General features: G+C 52.7%; 15 protein-coding genes. 2 read left to right on the top strand and 13 right to left on the bottom strand.

Translation table 11 applies throughout. From position 1 onward, the window contains the following. Nucleotides 1-10: 10 nt before the first annotated feature. Genes HBA55_RS23380 through HBA55_RS23345 form a run of 8 tightly spaced genes read right to left on the bottom strand, consistent with a single transcriptional unit; the run spans nt 11 to nt 8,363 of the window. Nucleotides 11-1,177 (bottom strand): acyl-CoA dehydrogenase family protein, encoded by a 1,167-nt coding sequence (locus tag HBA55_RS23380; RefSeq protein WP_166996339.1) that lies wholly within the window; start codon nt 1,175-1,177, stop codon nt 11-13. 18 nt (nt 1,178-1,195) lie between these two features. Beyond that, complete coding sequence (locus HBA55_RS23375) at nt 1,196-2,803, bottom strand: carboxyl transferase domain-containing protein (RefSeq protein WP_166996337.1); 1,608 nt, start codon at nt 2,801-2,803, stop codon at nt 1,196-1,198. Nucleotides 2,804-2,815: 12 nt separating this feature from the next. Beyond that, nucleotides 2,816-3,319, bottom strand: a complete 504-nt coding sequence (locus HBA55_RS23370; RefSeq protein ID WP_166996335.1) for an acyl-CoA carboxylase biotin carboxyl carrier protein subunit — start codon at nt 3,317-3,319, stop codon at nt 2,816-2,818. 18 nt (nt 3,320-3,337) lie between these two features. Then, complete coding sequence (locus tag HBA55_RS23365; protein ID WP_166996333.1) at nt 3,338-4,837, bottom strand: acetyl-CoA carboxylase biotin carboxylase subunit; 1,500 nt, start codon at nt 4,835-4,837, stop codon at nt 3,338-3,340. Between the two features lie 2 nt (nt 4,838-4,839). Continuing rightward, nucleotides 4,840-5,811, bottom strand: coding sequence for a phosphotransacetylase (locus HBA55_RS23360; protein WP_240946235.1), 972 nt, complete (start codon nt 5,809-5,811; stop codon nt 4,840-4,842). A 13-nt stretch (nt 5,812-5,824) separates the two neighbouring features. Further along, a complete protein-coding gene (locus HBA55_RS23355) occupies nt 5,825-6,160 on the bottom strand; it encodes an AtuA-related protein (RefSeq protein ID WP_166996331.1) in 336 nt (111 codons plus the stop codon). Nucleotides 6,161-6,162: 2 nt separating this feature from the next. Continuing rightward, nucleotides 6,163-7,533: an acyclic terpene utilization AtuA family protein gene (locus HBA55_RS23350; RefSeq protein WP_166996329.1), complete on the bottom strand. Its 1,371-nt coding sequence runs from the start codon at nt 7,531-7,533 to the stop codon at nt 6,163-6,165. A gap of 47 nt (nt 7,534-7,580) precedes the next feature. After that, a complete protein-coding gene (locus HBA55_RS23345; protein ID WP_166996327.1) occupies nt 7,581-8,363 on the bottom strand; it encodes an enoyl-CoA hydratase-related protein in 783 nt (260 codons plus the stop codon). A 594-nt stretch (nt 8,364-8,957) separates the two neighbouring features. Between HBA55_RS23345 and HBA55_RS23335 the strand changes: the two genes are divergently transcribed. Next, nucleotides 8,958-9,749 (top strand): substrate-binding periplasmic protein, encoded by a 792-nt coding sequence (locus HBA55_RS23335; protein ID WP_166996325.1) that lies wholly within the window; start codon nt 8,958-8,960, stop codon nt 9,747-9,749. Between the two features lie 64 nt (nt 9,750-9,813). Here HBA55_RS23335 and HBA55_RS23330 read toward each other — a convergent pair whose 3' ends face one another. From HBA55_RS23330 to HBA55_RS23315, 4 genes are all read right to left on the bottom strand, one after another. Next, on the bottom strand, nt 9,814-11,196 hold the full coding sequence (locus HBA55_RS23330; protein ID WP_166996323.1) for a D-arabinono-1,4-lactone oxidase: 1,383 nt from the start codon (nt 11,194-11,196) through the stop codon (nt 9,814-9,816). Between the two features lie 147 nt (nt 11,197-11,343). After that, on the bottom strand, nt 11,344-11,682 hold the full coding sequence (locus tag HBA55_RS23325; protein WP_166996321.1) for a c-type cytochrome: 339 nt from the start codon (nt 11,680-11,682) through the stop codon (nt 11,344-11,346). A 29-nt stretch (nt 11,683-11,711) separates the two neighbouring features. Further along, nucleotides 11,712-13,067, bottom strand: a complete 1,356-nt coding sequence (locus tag HBA55_RS23320; RefSeq protein WP_166996319.1) for an aminotransferase class V-fold PLP-dependent enzyme — start codon at nt 13,065-13,067, stop codon at nt 11,712-11,714. Between the two features lie 96 nt (nt 13,068-13,163). Continuing rightward, on the bottom strand, nt 13,164-15,398 hold the full coding sequence (locus HBA55_RS23315; RefSeq protein WP_166996317.1) for a TonB-dependent receptor: 2,235 nt from the start codon (nt 15,396-15,398) through the stop codon (nt 13,164-13,166). Nucleotides 15,399-15,640: 242 nt separating this feature from the next. Here HBA55_RS23315 and HBA55_RS23310 point away from each other — a divergent pair, with 242 nt between their 5' ends. Continuing rightward, complete coding sequence (locus HBA55_RS23310; RefSeq protein WP_166996315.1) at nt 15,641-16,279, top strand: TetR/AcrR family transcriptional regulator; 639 nt, start codon at nt 15,641-15,643, stop codon at nt 16,277-16,279. Here the strand turns inward: HBA55_RS23310 and HBA55_RS23305 are convergent. Continuing rightward, complete coding sequence (locus HBA55_RS23305) at nt 16,276-17,694, bottom strand: D-arabinono-1,4-lactone oxidase (RefSeq protein WP_166996313.1); 1,419 nt, start codon at nt 17,692-17,694, stop codon at nt 16,276-16,278. The two genes, HBA55_RS23310 and HBA55_RS23305, sit on opposite strands and share 4 nt — an antisense overlap.

Below are 17,694 nucleotides of genomic sequence, written 5' to 3'. Positions count from 1 at the left end.
AGTGTGACTCCTATTTGAGCAATTCACCCGCGATAATCATCTTGCGAACCTCAGTGGTACCCGCACCAATTTCCAACAGTTTGGTTGAGCGGAACAGGCGGTTGATTTCCGACTCCCAGATATAGCCGTTACCGCCAAACACCTGCACCGCGTTATCCAACACCTGATTGCACATGTTGGCGCAATACATCACGGAAGCCGCCGTTTTCGCATGAATTTCACCACGCCCCGCCTGGGTTTCGTCAACCCCCGACACCTCGGACAAAACTGACCAACAATAGGTTTGCATGGTTTCCTTCCAGACGTACATATCCGCAAGCCGTGACTGCACCATCTGGAAACTGGCAATGGGCTGTCCAAACTGCTGACGTGTTTTGGCGAATTCCACAGACAATTCCAATGCGCGCTCTACGATACCCAAATTGATGGGTGAAATCATGGAGCGTTCGAAATCCAAACCACTCATCACGACTTGGTGACCTTCATTCAACACACCGACGATATTTTCCGCCGGCACTCGCATATCCTCAAACACCAACTCCGCCGTCTGGCTGCCTCGGAAACCCATCTTCTCCAATTTTTGAGCCACCTTAAAGCCAGGTGTATTGGTTTCCACCACAAACGCCGTAATACCCTTTGAGCCCTTGTCCATTTCGGTTTTGGCGTACAACAGACAAACGTCAGCGACGGGGCCATTGGTAATATAAATTTTGGAACCATTGATGACGTATTCGTCGCCGTCTTTAACTGCACGGGTTCGCATGGAACCCAGGGCATCGGAGCCAGCTCCGGGTTCCGTCAGACCCAGACAACCAATCCATTCGCCGGAACAGAGGCGCGGCAGGTACTTCTCCCGAATGGCTTCGTTACCGTTGTTGTAAATATTGTTGGCGCAGAGATTATCGTGAGCCACCCAGGACAAGGCGAAGGCGTGGTTATAGCGGGAAAAGGCCTGCAGGATAAGTCCCGCATCCATCATGCTCATACCGGTACCGCCGTATTGCTCGGGAATCGTGATGCCCAGCAGGCCCAGTTCGCCCAGCTGGGGCATAACGTCCTCGGGCCACCACTCTTCGTTGTCCATTTTCTCCGCCAGCGGTAACAGCTGCTCACGGGCAAACCGATCGGCGTGGTCCATCAGTTGTTGTTGTTCGGATGTTAGAGTAAACGCTGTCATGATGATGTCCTCTGTTAATCAGTAGCGCATAACGCCGTATTGGGTGCCGCCGAAGGGCGCGTTAAGGGATGCCGAAATAGACATACCCAGCGCATTGCGTGTATCCACCGGATCGATAATGCCGTCATCCCAGATCTCGGAACTGGTGGCATAGGCGCTGGTGGAGTTTTCGTAGTTACGCAATACCTCTGCCCGGATCTCTTCCAGCTCCTGAGGCGTCGGTTCAATGCCTTCGCGCTTCATCTGGTTGACCTTGATGGTGACCAGGGTATTGGCCGCCTGATCCGATCCCATCACCGCAATCTGACTCTGTGGCCAGGCGAACAGGGTGCGTGCGTCCCAGGAGCGTCCGCACATGCCGTAGTTACCCGCACCAAAGGAGCCGTTGGTCATTACCGTAAACTTGGGTACGTCCACGCCCCCCTGCACCATCAGCATCTTGGCACCGTCTTTGGTGATGCCTCGCTGTTCGTATTCTTTACCGATCATATAGCCGGTGATATTTTGCAAAAACACCAGTGGCACATTGTTCTGGTTACACAGCGCCATAAAGTGCGTGGCCTTGAGTGTACTGTCATTAAACAGAACGCCGTTGTTTCCCAGAATGCCCACCTTGTAGCCCCAGATATTGGCAAAGCCACACACCATGGTGGTGCCATAGTCAGGTTGATATTCAGCGAAACGACTGCCGTCGACAATACGTGCGATCACCTCGCGAATATCAAACTGTTTTTTGATATCGTTGGGAATAATACCGTAGAGTTCACTGGGGTCGTAATAGGGATCTTCCGGCGCTTCCCGCTGCAGCGCAAATTTCTGCGGCTGCTCCCATTGGGAAACCACTTCCCGACCGATGGCAATCGCTTCGCGTTCATTATCCGCATAGTAGTCACAGGTTCCCGAAACGCTGGTGTGCATGCGGGCTCCGCCCAATTCGTCAACGGTGACATCTTCGCCTGTGGCCGCCTTCACCAGAGGCGGTCCGCCGAGAAAAACCGCCCCAGTGCCATTAACGATCACCGAGTAGTCAGACAAACCCGGGGTATAGGCACCGCCCGCTGTACAATGGCCGAAAACCAGAGCCAGCTGCTTGCAGCCCAGTTTGGACAGTTGAGTCTGGTTACGAAAAATCCGACCGGACATGTACTTGTCACCGAACAGGTCGGACTGCAAAGGCAGATAACCACCGGCGCTGTCACACATATGAATCACCGGCAGACGGTTCTCAATGGCGATATCCAGCGCACGAACAATTTTCTTCGCCGTCAGTGGAAACCAGGCGCCGCCTTTGTTGGAACTGTCGGAGGCATTAATCACCACCTCACGCCCACCGACAATACCGATACCGGTGATGCAGTTGGCACTTGGCGCGGCGCCGTCGTAGGCTTCGCAAGCACCCAGCGAGGAGAACTCCAGAAACGGCGTGCCCGGGTCAAGCAGTAACTCCAGACGCTCCCTGGGCAGCATCTTGTTCTGCTTTGCCAGCCGATCAAGGTCGCGCTGGGGGCGCTCGTGTCTGGCTTTTTCCTGGCGACGATGAAACTCGGCCAACAGGCTCTGGTTGTGTTGCTTGAACTCCTTGAACTCAGAGGAGTTGGTATTGATATTGGATTTGATTCTACGCACGGTACAGATTCCTCAAGATTCAGTGGCTTCGTCGGCGTCGATATCGATCAGCACCGCGCCTTTATCAAAACTGGCACCCGCTTGCGCTCCAATGGTTTTCACCACCCCGGAAACAGCGGCCTTGATTTCGGTCTGCAACTTCATGCTTTCGATAATCAGCACCGCATCCCCCTCCTCAACACGACTGCCAACCGGTGCATAAACCTCGACCACGACACCGGGCATGGGCGCGGTCACAGCACCGGCGCTGTCCGCCCCCTCACTGGCACTTGAAAATTCATCCACCGACGTCAGATTCCAGACCTTGCCGTCAAAGTGAATAAACAGCTTATTGTCATCCTGCGCCGCGTAAAATTCATGCGGAGCACCGTTGATGGTGATTTCCCCATGATGGGCATCATGCCAGTGCAAACGGGCATCAAAGCTGTGGCCGTCCACATCCAGAGTTATCTGACTGTTACGGCGAAGGGGGGTAACCTTGTGCTCGTTGTCGTTCAGCGTATATATGGGCTGCATTGTTTTCCCCTCTCTGTTTTAGTTTCGCCAGTGGCCGATGGCCGCGTAGGGCTCTGGTGTTGCTTCCAACAGCAACTGTGTCGCCCTGTCACTCAGGTAAGCCGCCGCAAGCACCACCTGTTGTTGCTCCCGAGTGGGCTCCTCAGCGATCAAATCCTGCGCATGGGTATTTACAAAAGCGGTGTCAATATCGCCGCAACGGAATTGAGGATGTTCAAGCACCTTGACCAGATACTCGGTATTGACCTTGATACCCAACAGCACCAGCTGTTTAAGCGCAGCAATACAGCGTTCAATGGCCAGTTCCCGAGTCGGAGCATGGACGACCAGCTTTGCCAGCATCGGGTCAAAGGCAGTGGTAATCGCCTGGTTTACGTATAAGCCGCTGTCAAACCGAACGCCCTCTCCCACCGGTTCCTTAAGGTAGAGGACTTTTCCGGTCTCCGGCATAAAGTCATTAAAGGCATCCTCGGCGCACAGTCGGCATTCGATTGCGTGGCCGTCTTTTTGAATGTCATTTTGACGCAGAGACAATGAATTGCCGGCGGCTATCCGTATCTGCTCGGCAACCAGATCCACATCGTACACCAGCTCCGTTACCGGATGCTCTACCTGAATACGAGTATTCATTTCCAGGAAGAAAAACTCGCCCTCCGGTGTGTACAGAAACTCAACGGTTCCGGCGCTGCTGTAGTTGGCGGACTTGGCGATACCCACCGCCACCTCACAGATCTCCATGCGTTTTTCTTCACCAAAGGCTGGCGAGGGCGCCTCTTCAACAATCTTCTGGAAGCGTCGTTGAACCGAACATTCTCGTTCGCCGATGTGAATCGCTTCGACGCCGTCGCCCAGGATCTGCACCTCAATATGACGAGCGCTGGAGAAATATCTCTCCAGATAAACGCGGTCATCCCCAAAATATTTTTGCGCCTCAGAAGACGCAACACGCAGCGTCCCTTCCAACTCGTCAATAGAGTTGACAATGCTCATCCCCTTGCCACCACCACCGGCAGAGGCCTTCACCACCAATGGGAATTTCATGCCTTCCACAGAGTTGATCAGGCTCTCTATCTCGTCACGGCTCTTGTCCAGCAGGGTACTGTCCACCGTTAGCGATGGAGGCACCGGGTAACCACTCTCCTGAACAAAATTGCGCGAGGTAATCTTGTCGCCCATCAGTTCAATAACATCTGCTGAGGGCCCAATAAAGGTAATACCGGCCGCTGCCAGCGCTTTGGCGAAACCGGCGTTTTCGGACAGAAATCCGTAACCGGGATGCACACCGTCAACACCCAGGCGTTGGCAGATATCGATAATCTGCTGCACATCCAAATGCGCCGCCGTCGGGCTTTCACCAACGATTTCCACCGTCTCGTCCGCCTGGCGAACGACCGGCGAATGTTTGTCGCTGTCGTGATAGATTGCCACAGACGGAATGTCCAACTGCTGCAACGCGCGCAGTACCCGCAGCGCAATCTCTCCTCGATTTGCGATCAGAACTTTTTTAAATATAGCCATAGCTACACTCCAACTTGTTGATGTGCCAGCAGCGATCCAATGACCGCAGTATTGACAATGTCCTCAGTGCTGCAACCACGCGACAGATCCAGCCAGGGTTTTGCAGTGCCCTGAAGAACCGGACCAATGGCGTTGGCGCCCGCCAGTCGCTCGGTAATCTTGTAGGCGATATTACCGGCACCAAGGTTCGGAAAAATAAAGACGTTGCAGTCTCCGGCAACCGGAGAGCCGGGTGCTTTTTTCGCAGCCACCGTCGGCAAAAGAGCGGCGTCAAACTGCAGTTCTCCATCCACATCCAGATCCGGCGCCTGCTCTCGAACCAACGCCAGCGCCTGCCGTACGGTGGTGACATCCTCGTGTTGCGCCGATCCATTGGTGGAAAACGACAACAACCCCACCTTGGGTTTCTCACCGGTCAATGCGAAATGACTGGCGGCGCTGTCTATCGCAATCTGTGCAAGCTGTTGTGCGTTGGGACGGGGATTGACCGCACAATCTCCGAAGGTGAACACCTTGTCCGGCCACTCCATTAAAAAGGTACTGGAGACCAGTTGGGTTCCCACAGCCAACCCTACCCCTTTAATCGCCGCTCGCAATACATCGGCGGTGGTGGCCAAAGACCCGGCAACACCCGCGTCTACATAGCCCACTCGCAATAACACAGACGCCAAAAGCAGCGGCTCCTTGAGCGCCTCTCTGGCCTCGTCAACCTTCAGACGATGTTTGCCGGACCGATCTGTTAGACTTCGCAGCGCCTGCTCGTACCAATAGTCAGCATCTTCCCGATGAGTGAGAACCTCCACCTCCAACTCGTCACTTGGCGACAACAGAACAGGTTCACAGAGCGATTGAGCCTGCAGTGTTTTAATCGCCTCGATGACACGACGATCAGATTGCTCCGGAAAGATGACTCTCTTGGGCAAGGTGCTGACCTTTTGCTTGAGATCATCCATTAACGACTGAGTTGCGTTCATAGAGCTGGACTCATTAAGCCTCAAGCAGCTCGTCGGGTACGTCCATACGCATCTGCAGCAACCCCATGCCGTGAGTTTTGCCTTGAGCATCGGTAATCAGGGTTCCCGATCCACCGCCACTGAGTGAGTCTTCCAAGATGAAGTTCAGGGCTTTGAGGTTTGGCAACTCGTAGCGAGTCACCTCCCCTTTGCAGATTTCCCGGAAGTGCTCCTTCACAACCGCAGTAGTCAGGTTCGCCTCCAGATAGTTGTACAATGCCTCGCTCTTTACAAAGATACCGACATTACTGCCTGTACCTTTGTCACCGGAACGGCCGTACGCGATGTCCAACAGTCTTACGTTCACCATGATCAGGCCTCCTCAATGTAAAAGCGGGTGTTGATCAGCTCTTTGTCAATCAATGCCGGCCAATAGCCCACCACCTCGGTGGCTCTTGGTCGACCGCCAGCGAACCCGGTCAGCCCGGGAGGCCCGGAGGTAATGGAAGGTGCCAGCTCAATACCCAGGGTATTCAACGCACGCTTGTCCTTACCCATGGCACCTACTCTCAACATCACCTCGTGCGGCTGTTCATCGGCAGGCACGACACCTTTGTACAACACATTGGTACCAAACAGTTCAACAAAACGATTTTCTTCAGGAATGTCGTAGCCGTGCATTCCCACCCTGTCGAAGATCATGTCGGCGACAACATGGGCTTTTTCAACAGCGTCGGGACCGGGAATACACAAAGTGCCGAGAATTTTGTAGCCGTTTTCGTAAGCTACCGATACCTTGTAAGTCGACGTCGGCGCGCGTCCCTTGACCCCGGAAACAGCAACGCGGTTTTCGCCTGCCTGATTGATTTGAATGGTCGTAAAGTCAGCGATGCAATCAGGGCCGAGATAATTCTGTGGATCACCCAATTCATAGAGCAGCTGGGAGGTCACGGTGTCGACCGTCACCATACCACCGGTATTGTCGTGCTTGGTGACAACGAAACTGCCGTCTTGTGAGGCCTCGATAACCGGAAAACCAATGCGGGCCCAATCTTTCACATCTTTCCAGCCCACAAAGTTACCACCGGTACACTGGGCGCCACACTCCATGATGTGACCCATAACAGTGGCACTCGCCAATTTATCGTAGTCTTCCATGGACCAGCCAAACTCATAGACCAGCGGAGCCACTACCAGTGCCGGGTCAGTCGCACGGCCGGTAATAACGATGTCGGCGCCTTCTTTTAAGGCGTCGACAATGGATCGGGCACCGATGTAAACGTTGGCACTGCTGATTTTGTCGCGGATCGTGGCAATATCTGAGCCATCATCAAGGTTGGAGAGTTTTTCCCCGCCGTCGATGATTTCGTCCAGGCGTTCGAGAATATCATCACCCTCGACCGTCGCAATTTTCACGCCCGTAACGCCCTGCTCCTGTATCACCGCTTTTGTGGCCGCCAAACAGGCCGAAGGATTGATCCCTCCGGCATTGGCAATAATTTTGATGCCCTTCTGCTGACAGGTTTTGATAACGGAACCCACCATTTTGGGAAAATCCATGGCATAGCCCGCGTCCGGGTTTCGCGCCCGTTGCTTCTGCATAATGCTCATGGTGGTCTCGGCCAGATAATCGAACGTCAAATAGTCCACCGGCCCTTCTTCCACCAGGCGCCTGGGACCCAGTGGGGTATCACCCCAGAAGCCCTGGGCATTGGCAACCCGCACGATTTTGTTATCGCTCATTGCTCGCTCCTCACTTAAATCTCTGTTCAAAGTTGTATTCACACGTTTTACGCTTGCCAATTGGGTTTGCGTTTTTCCAGAAACGCACTCAACCCTTCGCGACCTTCATCGGAATCACGAATGTCGGCGATAAATTTCACGGTGGTTGAGATCACCTCGTCGTCGATCTCCTTGTCATGGACTTCGTTGATGATCCACTTGGCTTTGACAAATCCGCCGGGGGCATTGTTCGTCAACATGCCGGCAATCTCTTCAATGTGGTCGTCCAGTGCGTCTTCTGCTACCACCTCACTTAAGAAACCCACCTGCTGAGCGCGTTCGGCGTTGATCATTTCACCGGTCATAAAGAAACGTCGTGCCGGCTTTTCACCAATGGAGCGCACCACATAAGGCGCGATGGTGGCGGGAACCATACCGATTTTGATTTCACTAAGTGCCAGTCTGGCTTTCGGAGTACCCACGGCAATGTCGCAACAACAGACGAGTCCTACACCGCCGCCCATAGCGGCACCGTGAACCCGGGCAATGGTGGGTTTAGGCATAAAATTCAATGTCTTCATCAGCTTTGCCAGCCGTCCGGCATCTGCCAGGTTTTGCTCATAGGTATTGGAGCCCATGCTGCGCATGTAATGAATATCACCACCGGCCGAAAAGCTCTTGCCCTCCCCGCCAATCACAATCACTTTCACTTCCGGGTTTTCCGCGGCCCCCTCCAGGGCATCAATCAAACGTTGCTGCTGTTCAGCGTCAAACGCATTGTGAATTTCCGGTCGGTTCATCATCAGGCGCAGTACGCCATTGGGTGAGAGTTCCTGGATCAGTTCTGACATGGTGATTCTCGTGGTTGGCTCTTTTGATGCTTTTGAGTCTAACTCAATATAAAATTGAGAGTCAACCAATTGGAACAGTACTGATTTGACCTCACCCGACCACAGAAACTTAAATACGCCTTTATTATCAATATCTTATGAATTAAAAGTGTCGGAAATTATTTTTTGAGCCGAACTTAATTATAGGTAGAAATCGGATTATTCCTTTAGCATCACCAATACCCCTACACAGAGATTTGATGCCAGACTGGCCCCAACCTGTTAAGAATCACCACAGGGAAGTAGGCGCTTTGCACCTACCAATTCGGAACGCGAACCGCAAAACATCATTTTTGCGAACACTGTGGTATTCATCCATTTACCAACCCAAGGTCAGACCCCGGATTATGGATGGTGAATATTCGCTGCCTGGAGGGTGTTGAGGTGGACAGGCTTGAACCGCACCTGTTTGAGGGACGTAACTGGGACCAGTCGGTGGCGGCCCTGACTGGCGCTGGTCAGTCCTCGTAGCCTCTATTGCCGGGATTCATTAATCAAGGTTTTCGCGACTTCCGTCTATACTTAGACTCACTCCAAGCGATCTAGAAGTTGCAAATGATCAAGGCTGTTAATGGACAGATTGTCGCCATACTCTTCTGGTCGCTGACAACAGTGGCATGGGGTGCGGCTGAGCCCTCAAAACCTATCGCTATGGTTTCAGACGTCTGGTGTCCCTTTACCTGCTCACCAAGGTCCTCTCGCCCCGGTTACATCACCGAAGTGGCAAAACAGATATTGGAGCCGCAAGGATACCGGACCAGCTACCGCGCTCTGCCCTGGGTTCGTGCTATTCGCGAAGTAAAAGACGGTCAGGCAGATATACTTCTGGGCTCCAGCAGGGATGAATTCCCTGGCGGTGTGTATCCTCCTGAGCCCGTTGGCCTGGTCTATGATTCCTTCGTGGTTAAAGCCGACGACCCCTGGCGCTACTCAGGAGTGGAGTCCCTGCTGTCCCGCAGATTGGGAGTACCAAAAGGGTATGATATCGGGCTGTTAAACCGATATCTCGCGGCTCATCCAGAGAACGGATTGGTCTATATCATCGATGGTGAGAATGTCAGTAAACGCGGTCTGATGATGCTCAATGCCGGCCGTATCGATACCTATCTGGATGTGGCGGAGGTTGTCACCTATACCGCAAGAAAAATGAGACATTCGGAGGGCTTTCGTTTCGCCGGTAAGGTGCAAAATCAGATGAATATTTATTTGGTTGTTTCACCGACTCGCAATGACAGCGCTCAACTTGCCGAGCTTCTCGCCAGGGGGATCAGGAATTTGCGGGAGACTGGCGGCTTGAAGGAGATACTGTCCAGGTACGGTATGGCGGACTGGAAGCCGCCACAGTAGTGCCCCCGAAAAAGGGGCACTGAGCGACACACCATTAACCCTACCAGTCACCCTGTCGGCAAGACTAAGCCTCCAATCCGAGCAATCCCCGAACGTGATCGTTTAAAAACTTTCCTTCCGGATCCAGCTCCTGCCGGATTTTTTTAAACTCATCGATTTTTGGGTACACCGATTTAAGATCCTGATAGGTATAATTGTGAACCTTGCCCCAATGTGGCCGGCCTTCGTACTTGCGGAATATCTCCTGCACCTTGGTAAATACATTCCAGGGATCGTCCCCTTCACGATATCGATGCACTGAAATAGAAACGGATTTGCGGCCATAGAACTCACTCATCCAGGCGTCATCACCATCGACATAACGGTATTCAAGCGGTACAAAAAACTCCGGATGATTTGTTTCAATATAATCGACCACCTCGCGCATCGCCTGAGGCCCAGCCTCCAGGGGTAACTGATACTCCATTTCGTATACTGGTGTTGTACGCTCGGTGGACAGGGTTTTCCAGGGAACCTCGACATAATCCGGTGGCAGATCCACCGTTTTCATTAACGCCTTCAAAGCCACACGACGAGCCGTGGTACTGAACGAAAGCGTATCACGCAAGTTCTTCATGGTTTCCACCACGCTGTCGTCTTCAGGTTGTACTTCGGTTATCGGCTTGTTTGTCTTATCGGTAGTAAAACAATAACTCGTATCCGAAAAAGGGATATAGAAGAACTCAAAGTGGCGATGATCTCGTGCCAGTTGCTCCCCCCGGTCCAGAATGGAATCCAGATCCTCCAGCCAATACTTTCTTTCCACGCGGAAAAGATCCGGTGTTTTGAGCGTGTAGTCCGCAATAATGCCCAGTGAACCCAGGGAGACTCTCGCCGCATCAAACAATTCTGCGTTTTGGGTTCGGCTACACTCAACAACGTCGCCCCCAGCCGTCACCAACGTCAGAGATTCAATGCAATCATGCAAAGCGGGCAGCTCCAAACCGGTACCATGTGTGCCGGTGGCGAAGGCCCCTGCAAGACTCTGTTCATCAATGTCGGGCAGATTACACATGGCCATACCCTGCTCTTCCAGCGCCGGTCCGACTTTATTCAACTTGGTCCCTGCTCCGAACTTCACCAGGTTCTTTTCTTTATCGTATCCGAGCATGCCTTTAAAGCGACGCAGGGACAGTAGAGTTCCGTCAGTCGGTACCAGCGGCGACCAGGAGTGTCCGGATCCCACCGCTCTAATCGATCCTGTAGAGGACTTAATTACCGATGCCAGTTCATTAATTCCTTTGGGGGTCGATCTAAAGGCCGGTGTACAACTCTGGGTTCCAGCCCAATTTTTCCAGGGAATCGCTCGTCGGGAGGCACTGGTATTTGCCAAACTTATTCCGGGGGCGGCCGCAGCGGCAGAGGCGAGCAATATCGCTTTCAGTGTGTGGCGTCTGGTTAAAGTCATGATATTTCTCTCAATAGGAAGGGTACTTGGTCAAGAGTGAATTCAATGCTTGAATGTTCTGTAGCAGCGCGTTCTGAGCGCGACCGGTCGCCCTCGGAGCGGGCTGCTACGGAGTAAAGTGCCAAATGGGCTAATAGGCCATAGCTCTCAATGGGATTTATTGGTTTGCGATCCAATACCCGCCATAAAGGCAATCAGCGCTTCAAAATCTTCTGCAGTACAATCCGCGCAGGACCCCAACGCCGGCATGCCACGAATACCGTCAATGGTGTTGTTCAACAACTGCTCCATGCCCTGTTTCAATCGCGGTGTCCACGCGGCTTTATCGCCGGCCAGCGGTGCACCGGAATGCTCACTGGCGTGGCAGGCCATGCAGGAATCTTCGTAGAGTTCCGCAATATACGCATCTTCCGGTACTTGGGCAGAAATTGCGAAGGCCATACCCCATATAAGGGCTATGCTCGACACTTGGTTCTTGATGTTCATAAACACGATCTCCGATAAATACGGAACGACTATAGAAAGCGAACAACTTCTTTGACAATTTCAAAGTTTGAGTTCTGAATGCGTCTTAAGGTTGCCACCGCACGGTCAATATCACGCTCTGAGTTATAGATGTGTGGACTCAGGCGAAGGTAGGTCGGCAAATCATCTGACGGAGGTTGAGCCCGGGTTTCACAACATACCTTCGAGCCCGACACAAAAGCGCTGGCAATGCCCTGATTGTGCAACGCCAGAAACGCGCCATACACGGACAGACTGCTCCCCAAATCCGCAATAATGACACCATGCCCCAAAGGATGCCCCTTATCGGTCATTCGCGGCGTTTTGACTTTTATGCCGGCGGTATCGAATGCGTTTAGTGCATATTGGCTCAGCGACTGAATACGTTGTTCAACGAACTTGCTGCCACCCAACTGATTGTACAAATCGACGCAATGGCCAATCGCCGCATAGGGAGCCACATCACGTTGCCCTATGCATTCAAAGCGCCGGGCTGTCTCGGGAAGTTCTTCAAGCGGATAATCCATTAAAAAGTCGTACCCCAAAGTATTGGGCCAGATACGCGAAGCCCACTTTTTATTAACGTACAGAATCCCGGTTCCTCTGGGGCCCATAAACCACTTGTGAGCACTGGATGAAAAGCTGTCACAGCCCATATCCGACAATTTGAGATCCAGACACCCCCAACTCTGGGCACCATCCACATGCACCAAAATGTCGGGATTGTAATCGTGAACGGCACTGCACAGAGCTTTGGCCGGCATTCTCAAACCACTGATATTGGACAGCTCGCTAAAGGTCACAACACGAGTCTTCGGGTTCAAACGGGAAACAAAAGCGTCGATAATCTGTTGATTTGAAGTCACCTCTTCGGGCAACAACACTTCTCGGATCGCAAAACCCCGCCGCAGCTGTCGATACCTCCAGCTCTGGTAGTTGGTCGGATGGTTTTGGTTCCAGATTAAGACTTCATCGCCGCGGCCAAGATCCAGTCCGTTATTGATGACGGAATTGGCCTCACTGGTATTACGGACAAATGCCAGATCTTGCGGGTCGTCGATACCCAGCATGGTAGCCACTTTATCCCGTGAAAGAGCAACCTTGTCTGACACCATATTGCGACGATTAATAAATGAGACGTCCTGATTCAGCAAGCGGGCGTACTCGGTCACCTTTTCCGCAATGGGCAAAAGCAGAGGCGTCAGGTTGGCCGCATTCATGGGCGTGATGCTGTTGGTAATGGCAAAGGCGTTACTGGAAACCTTGCCGGTATTTGCCGATACCGGGGTAACCCGCGGCAGCACCGCTGCTGCGCCGATGGCAGTGCCCCATTTTAGTAGGCCACGTCTGTTGACGGGGTGACTCATATTGACTTCCCTAACGTTAATAGGCAAAAGAGACAGGAAAAATCTCGGGCCACTACACTAGTAACCCGAGTGTGCAATCACACCAAGAGAGGCCTGCTAAAACTGAAAGCCAACGTCGATGCCGTAAGCTCTCGGCGTATTGCGAATACTGGAGAAAGTTCCGACACCGCCGGTGTTGAAGTCAATCAGGTATTCTTCATCCGTAATATTTTGACCCCACAAAGACACCCGCCAGTCGCCTTCTGCACTTTCCAATGTTACTCGCGCAGCCAAATTGGTGTAGGCATCTTCCAAGTCACCGAGATACCTGCCCGTCACAGCCATGGCGACAGGGTCCGCCGGATCAACGGAATCCGTAGCGCCATCACGTTCGCCGACGTAGTTATAGTCTGTCCGCAACACCAACTCGCCCACATTGGCGATCGTCACGCTATACTCCGCGCCAATGCCGTAGGAATGATCGGCGGTACTGGGCAGGGACATACCGGTACGGTCATCCTCAGGATCTTCGCCTGGCAGAAGCGGGTATTTGGTAATGTCTGTATCCAGATAGTTGTAGTTGGCACTCAGGACCAGATTTTCCGTCACTGCCCAGGTGATATCCATCTCAAAACCGCTGCCTTCGGCGTCCTGGTTACGAATCGCCAGCACCGGTAAACCTACTGGCCCGGTATAGGTATCGTACTCCTGAAGATCATCGTACTCATAGGAGTAAACGGCGGCGTTGAAACGCAAGCGCGAATCCAGCCAGGTACTTTTCAGGCCCAGCTCCAGGTTGGTGACAGTTTCTTCATCAACTGGCTCGCCAATGCGCGTGGAGTTAAAGCCACCCGACTTATAGCCTGTTGCATAGCTCAGATACACCATTGCATCTTCGGCAAAAGCATAATCAAACACCAATCGATAGCTGACATTACTCCAGCTTTCGTCTTCCTCGTGCCCGGCGACGATGTCGCTGAACACCAACCCGAGAGGCAGAGGTGATGGGAGGCTGCCAGCCGTCGGTGAAGGTACCGTCAACTCATAATCCTTTTGATCACGAGTGTATCGAATACCCGCCGTCACACTCAGGTCTTCCGTCAGGGAATAAGTCATATCACCATAGGCCGCTGCACTGGTGCTCACCAAATCGCCACTGGCTATTTCGCGGTAAACCAAGCCGGGGTCAAAAACCGATCCGCCGAGAAACTCATTCACAATATCCGTGGAAAAGTTCACAATGGAGTCCTGCTTTCCGTGCTCTCTGGAATACATGGCTCCCAAGGTCCAGCGCAAGTTGTCAGCGTCATGGGAGCTTAAGCGCAACTCCTGGCTAAAAAAGGTATTTTCCTCAACGTTCTCCGTATTAAAGACAACGCCCCCCAAACCAGGGAAGAATTGATCAGTACCATCCTCGTCACGCAGATTGTTACTTTCAAAACGCTTGATTGCAGTAATTGAAGTAAAGGTCAGGGGATTCCAGTTGGATTCGACGGTGATACTGCCTCCCCACAACTCCAACGTCTCCTGTGGATCGGTATCCAAGGCGACATTTTCGTCATAAATATCACTGTGCGTCAGTGTCGATACGTCAACCGCTGCGCTCTGGCCGACATTGGCATAGTCAATTTGGAACAGCACATCAGTATCGGCAGTTGCCTGCCAGGACAGCATCGCGCGCGCGCCACCATTATTTTCATCTGCCAACTCCGCGCCCGTGACGGTATTGTCCAGATAGCCATCTGTGTGGTTATCCATCACGTTTACGCGCAGTGCCATAGTCTCACTCAGGGGCACATTCACCATCCCCTCAATTTTACGCTTGCCGTAATTGCCTATAGTGGCGCTCACACTTCCCTCGAAATCGTGATGGGGCTTATTGGAGATCAAGTGAATCGCGCCGGCGGCCGCGTTCTTGCCAAATAATGTACCCTGCGGCCCTTTCAATACTTCAACCCTTTCGATGTCCTGAAAGGCGGTCATGGAGGCGCCCGAGCGACCGGAATATACTCCGTCCACATACACCGCCACCGCCGGATCGGAGCCGATGCCAAAATCGTTGGTGGTGATACCGCGAACATAAATACGGGGTTGGGTCGCCTGGGTCACACGGGTTTCAAGACCCGGCGTGTGAATCCCCAGATCGTCGATGGTCTGAGCCCCCACCTTACCTACAAAGTCAGCCGACATGGCACTAATGGAAATCGGTACGTCCTGGACACTCTGCGCCCGTTTTTGTGCGGTAACCACTATCTCTTCCAGGGCGAAGGACTCCTCAGCCATCGTCTGGCCAGTAAGGACTAAAATCATTGCCGAAGCCAACGTTGCTTTTTTAAACACGTTGCAGCTCATTTCAACTCTCCTGAATCGTTATATTTGTGTTGAAAAGCTCCTAATCTTAGAGCTTGATGCCACAAACAATACCAAATATCGTTATATTTATGACATTAATAGCAAGACTACTCTTGCAGAGAGTCCTGGTCAAGCCATTATTGTCATATTTATAACGATTTTGGGTAATGAAAAACAGAAATGCGCTTTTGTGAAAATATATGTGTTATATTTGTCACAATATTCACTTGGCGAGGTAACACATGCCGGAAGCGGTCTCCACCAACAAGCGAATCCCCAAAGTACCCACCCAGCAACGTAGCCGGGAGCGATTTGAGCACATTCTGGATTGTGCCGAGACAATACTGGAACAAGGGGAAATCGAAGAAATCGCCATCTATGAAGTGGCGGATAAAGCCGAGCTGCAGGCGCAATCCGTCTATCGTCTGTTTCCTTCCGCTGCCGCCATCGTCTACGCGCTGGCGCAACGCTACCTGGACCGGATGACAGAGAAACTGATGGCGGCGGATTACAGCCAAAACTCAACCTGGCAGGGAAACCTTGAATACGGTCTCACCCTTACCCGGGAGTTTTATCAAGACTACCCATTGGCGATGGAATTGATTCTTGGCTCATCCGTTTCCAAGGATGTGCGCATTGCCGATAGGGCAAACGTCACGCGACTGGCTGAAAATGCCATTCAGAATTTGCAGGAACGTAGCGGTGGCATGGCCATTCCTATTGAACAGCTCGAAATTTCAATTGATATTGTCGACGCGATATGGAGTCAATCTTACTTCTCACAGGGAGGGATTACAGACTTCTATTTTAGGGAGAGCATACGGGCGGCAACGACCTACCTGGAGCTGTATTTGCCGCGTCATATTGCCGGGCAATCCTAACCGAACACCCTCGTCAAATGCTCATTAAGCATTTTTCCGCTGGGATCGAGTTCACGGCGCATCTCAGTAAACTCCCGCCAGTGAGGATATAAACCGGCAAGTTGCTCCGATCCCAGGGTATGAATTTTACCCCAATGTGGTCGGCCTTGGTACTTCCAGAAGATGGGTTCGATTTCTGCGAACAAGGCTTTGTAGCCGCGATCACCATATTGGTGAATCGAAATGGAAGCTCCGTCCTTACCCTCGAACATCGACAGCCAAATATCATCGGATTTTACATGGCGGTACTCGATGGGAAAGGATAACGGCAGATTTTTCTTGCGCACCACAGATAATATTTCCCGCAGACAATCCGGCCCGAACTCCACAGGTACGGTGTATTCCATTTCGCGAAAGCGGAAGATGCGGTGATGGGCAAATACCTGATAAGAAGGACCGGTGCGAACCGTGTCCGACTCTCCCGCCAGAATATTGCTGATTGCCCGCTCGTAAATCGCCGGACCAACGACCGGCATCCAATCCAGCGCGTCAAACGCCTTTTTCAGCTGATTGACGGCACCGGGATCTTCCTCACCCTGATTATTGTCTCCCGGTCGCGCCGGATCGGTGTACACCGCCAATGACAGGTCGGTATAGGGAATGGGGAAAAATTCAAAGTGGCGATGCCCGGAAAAACGGTTATCGAGGTCATCCAGCAGGTCTTCTGTGGCTTCAACCCTGGTTGTCTCGGTCAGCTCAAACGCTGATACATTCTGCAGAGTCACACTGGCAATCACCCCCAGCGCACCCAGCGAAGTGCGAGCTGCTTTAAACAGTTGCGGATTGCGCCCGGCCGAACACTCCACCAGATCGCCGTTGGGTGTTGCCAGTTTCAGCCCCACCACATAATCCGACATGGAACCGAACTTAATGCCGGTACCATGCACCGAGGTGGAGACGGCACCGGCAATTGTCGGGTAGTCCATGTCCGGTTGATTAGGCAGAGCCTGACCGACACCGGCCAACAGAGGCCCCAGATTATGAATACGGGTTCCACCCCAAACCTCAGCCTGTTGCCGCTCCGAGTCGTGACTGATCACCCCACTCATCAGATCCGTGGCAATCAGAGTATCGTCGGTGGGCACTACCGGTGAGAAAGAATGGCCGGAACCCACCGGTCGTACAATCCCCTTGGCATTTTTCAGCGCATCGACCAGCTCTTGCTCATTGGTGGGCGACAGCTTCTGCTGAGGGTGGCAGCGATGGTTGGCCGCCCAGTTGGTCCAAGGCAAAGGCTTGCCCGCCTCCACCGCCGACACTTGCGGCAGGGCTGAGGTGTCGATAGCCGACTCCCGACAACCAGTCGTTAGTGAAGCGGCGGCGGCACCCGCCGTCAGTATCGCACTCTTTTTCAGAAATTCTCTACGCCCCGTCAT

This window comes from Pseudomaricurvus alkylphenolicus (assembly GCF_011683955.1).
Taxonomy (GTDB): Bacteria; Pseudomonadota; Gammaproteobacteria; order Pseudomonadales; family Cellvibrionaceae; genus Pseudomaricurvus; species Pseudomaricurvus alkylphenolicus.
Note: the sequence above shows the minus strand (reverse complement) of the source record. Positions and strands in the feature narration are given on the sequence as shown.

Coding starts and splice junctions, on each gene's coding strand:
- HBA55_RS23350 (WP_166996329.1), bottom strand. CDS start 7,533: ATGAGCGATAACAAAATCGTGCGGGTTGCCAATGCCCAGGGCTTCTGG.
- HBA55_RS23310 (WP_166996315.1), top strand. CDS start 15,641: ATGCCGGAAGCGGTCTCCACCAACAAGCGAATCCCCAAAGTACCCACC.
- HBA55_RS23315 (WP_166996317.1), bottom strand. CDS start 15,398: ATGAGCTGCAACGTGTTTAAAAAAGCAACGTTGGCTTCGGCAATGATT.
- HBA55_RS23370 (WP_166996335.1), bottom strand. CDS start 3,319: ATGCAGCCCATATATACGCTGAACGACAACGAGCACAAGGTTACCCCC.
- HBA55_RS23345 (WP_166996327.1), bottom strand. CDS start 8,363: ATGTCAGAACTGATCCAGGAACTCTCACCCAATGGCGTACTGCGCCTG.
- HBA55_RS23355 (WP_166996331.1), bottom strand. CDS start 6,160: ATGGTGAACGTAAGACTGTTGGACATCGCGTACGGCCGTTCCGGTGAC.
- HBA55_RS23380 (WP_166996339.1), bottom strand. CDS start 1,177: ATGACAGCGTTTACTCTAACATCCGAACAACAACAACTGATGGACCAC.
- HBA55_RS23305 (WP_166996313.1), bottom strand. CDS start 17,694: ATGACGGGGCGTAGAGAATTTCTGAAAAAGAGTGCGATACTGACGGCG.
- HBA55_RS23335 (WP_166996325.1), top strand. CDS start 8,958: ATGATCAAGGCTGTTAATGGACAGATTGTCGCCATACTCTTCTGGTCG.
- HBA55_RS23330 (WP_166996323.1), bottom strand. CDS start 11,196: ATGACTTTAACCAGACGCCACACACTGAAAGCGATATTGCTCGCCTCT.
- HBA55_RS23325 (WP_166996321.1), bottom strand. CDS start 11,682: ATGAACATCAAGAACCAAGTGTCGAGCATAGCCCTTATATGGGGTATG.
- HBA55_RS23360 (WP_240946235.1), bottom strand. CDS start 5,811: ATGAACGCAACTCAGTCGTTAATGGATGATCTCAAGCAAAAGGTCAGC.
- HBA55_RS23320 (WP_166996319.1), bottom strand. CDS start 13,067: ATGAGTCACCCCGTCAACAGACGTGGCCTACTAAAATGGGGCACTGCC.
- HBA55_RS23365 (WP_166996333.1), bottom strand. CDS start 4,837: ATGGCTATATTTAAAAAAGTTCTGATCGCAAATCGAGGAGAGATTGCG.